Source organism: Bacillus sp. JJ1503 (genome assembly GCF_036965125.1).
GTDB lineage: Bacteria > Bacillota > Bacilli > Bacillales > Cytobacillaceae > Cytobacillus.
In genome coordinates this window covers 1-2451 of sequence record NZ_JBALOZ010000241.1, presented here as the reverse complement: position 1 = coordinate 2451, position 2451 = coordinate 1, and the positions used below count along the sequence as shown (strand labels likewise).

Here is a 2451-nt window from a genome sequence, read left to right as displayed (position 1 = left end):
TTGAAGTTTCACTTTATTGCGTGACTAATTCCTTCGTCTCTTCAAGGCGAACAGACACTAGTTTCGAGACACCTGACTCTTGCATAGTCACTCCATACAATACATCAGCCTCCTCCATCGTTCCTTTACGATGGGTAATAACAATAAATTGCGTTTCAGCGCTAAATCTTTTTAAATATTGACTAAAGCGGAATACGTTTGCTTCGTCAAGGGCTGCCTCAACCTCATCAAGAATACAGAATGGAACGGGACGTACCTTCAATATCGAAAAAAGCAGTGCAATTGCTGTTAGCGCTCTTTCCCCGCCTGATAATAATCCAAGGTTTTGCAGTTTTTTCCCAGGTGGCTGTGCAACAATTTCAACACCTGTGTTTAATAAATCATCTGGGTCTGTCAGCTTCAAATCAGCTCTGCCTCCGCCGAATAATGATTGAAAAACTGATTCAAAATGAAAACGAATGCCTTCAAAGGTTTGCTGGAACCGTTTTTTCATTTCAATATCCATTTCATCGATAACCTGGAATAACGTATCTTTAGCCGATTGCAAATCATTTTTTTGCTCGAGAAGGAATTCATATCGTTCTGAAACCCGTTCATATTCCTCAATCGCACCTAGATTTACTGTTCCAAGCTCTTCAATCGCCAATTTAATTAGCTTTACTTTTTTCCTAGCTTCATTGACATCAATCATTAAAGGATATTCCTCTTTAGCTGCTTCAAAAGATAACAAATACTCTTCTCTTAAATGAGTTAACCGGGTTTCAAGCTCTACATCCAACCGATTTAGCCTTACTTCCTCGTCCTTAAGTGCCTCAACCATTCCTTTATGCAGCCTCTTCAGCTCTTTTGTTTCAAGCTCTAGATCTTCCAGAGCTGTTTGAAGCCCCATACGTTCTTCTCTTCTTGAGGCAATTAAGTTAAGAGTCTCTGTCTTGTCTTGAAGCTTTCTTTTTGCAGCTTCTTCTAACTGTTGCTCTCCAGAGAAACTATTTACCATTTCTGAAGAAAGAAGCTCAAGGTCCTCTTTAAATATAATTAGCTTCCCGTTTATTTCTGAAAGCTCTTCCAATATTGCTTCATATTTATCATTAGCATGATTATATTGTTCACTTTTCGAGGCATAGCTAACTTTAAGTTCGTTTATTTCAGATATAAGCGTCTCTTTTGAAGTTTTTTGCAAGTTTTTCTGATCAGTCAGCATAAGAATCTTTTCGTCATAAGAAGTGATTTGGGACTGATAAGCTTCAAGCAATGAATGTAAATCAGCTTTTCTTTTTAATAATCTCGTTTTATCTTCAGTAAATTGGGCTTTATCCAAATCATAAAGCGACAATCTTTCATTTAAGCTTTTCTCCTCAAATTCTAATTCTCGGAGGTCGCCTTTTATTGACTGTTCCTTTAACCTTAGCTCTTCCCCTAATTTTCTATGACCATCAATCCGCGCTTCAAGCTTTTGAATATCCGCTTTAAGTAGCTTTACCTGTGATTCGAGTCCTGCTGTCTTAGACTCCATATCAATAATTCTTGCTTTCAATTCTTCAAGCTCGCCTTTTCTGCTTAAGATGGATGACGTTTTTTGTTTTAGGGCACCTCCAGTCATAGAGCCCCCTGGATTCACAATGTCGCCATCAAGAGTCACGAGCCTTACTCTGTATTGCAGGAGTTTAGCCATTTCATTCGCACCCTTTAACTCCTTTGCAATGACAACATTACCAAGTAAATTCTCCATTGATTCTTTATATTTAGGATTGAATTGAATTAATTTTGCAGCTTCTCCAACAAAGGAAGGATGCTGCTGTATTAATTGCAGCTGACTAAAGCTTAAGCTCTTCCCTTTCATGACATTTAAAGGTAAGAAGGTTGCACGTCCAAATGAGTTTTTCTTTAAATATTGAATCGCTCTTCGGCCATCCTGTTCTGTTTCTACAATAATATGCTGCATAGCCCCACCTAAGGCTGTTTCAATCGCAGTTTCAAATTCCTTAGGAACTTGAATGAGTTCCGCAACAGCGCCTTCTATTCCTGACAGCTTTCCGCCACGGCCCTTTAATACTTCTTTAACACCCTGAAAGAAGCCTGAATAATCATCTTCCATTTCCTCAAGCATCTCTTGTCTCGATTTAGCCTTTTGAAGATATTGATAGGCTTGATAAAGGGTCTTTTCCTGCTTCTGATAATTATCCTTGCATATTTCAAGTTTTCTTTGCTCATCTCTAAATAGCTTTACTTGATCATCTAATTCTTTTTGTGCAGACAGAAGCTGAGCTTCAATCTGCTCTTTCTTCTCTAGAAGACTATTTCGATTTTGGATGAAATTATCATTTTCATGCTCAAGCTTACTGTTTCTCATGTCTAGCTGATCTAGCTGCTGTTGAATATTCTGGAGCTCGTTTTTGGCAGCAGCTTGTTTATTTAGTACTTCGATATAATCACTTTTTAATGATTCAATCT

1 protein-coding gene is annotated in these 2451 nt (G+C 38.0%); it reads right to left on the bottom strand.

What is annotated here, in order from left to right:
- Positions 1 to 13 precede the first annotated feature (13 nt).
- Positions 14 to 2451: chromosome segregation protein SMC (smc, locus tag V7149_RS17920; RefSeq protein ID WP_335346970.1), on the bottom strand; the 2438-nt coding region annotated here is incomplete at its 5' end.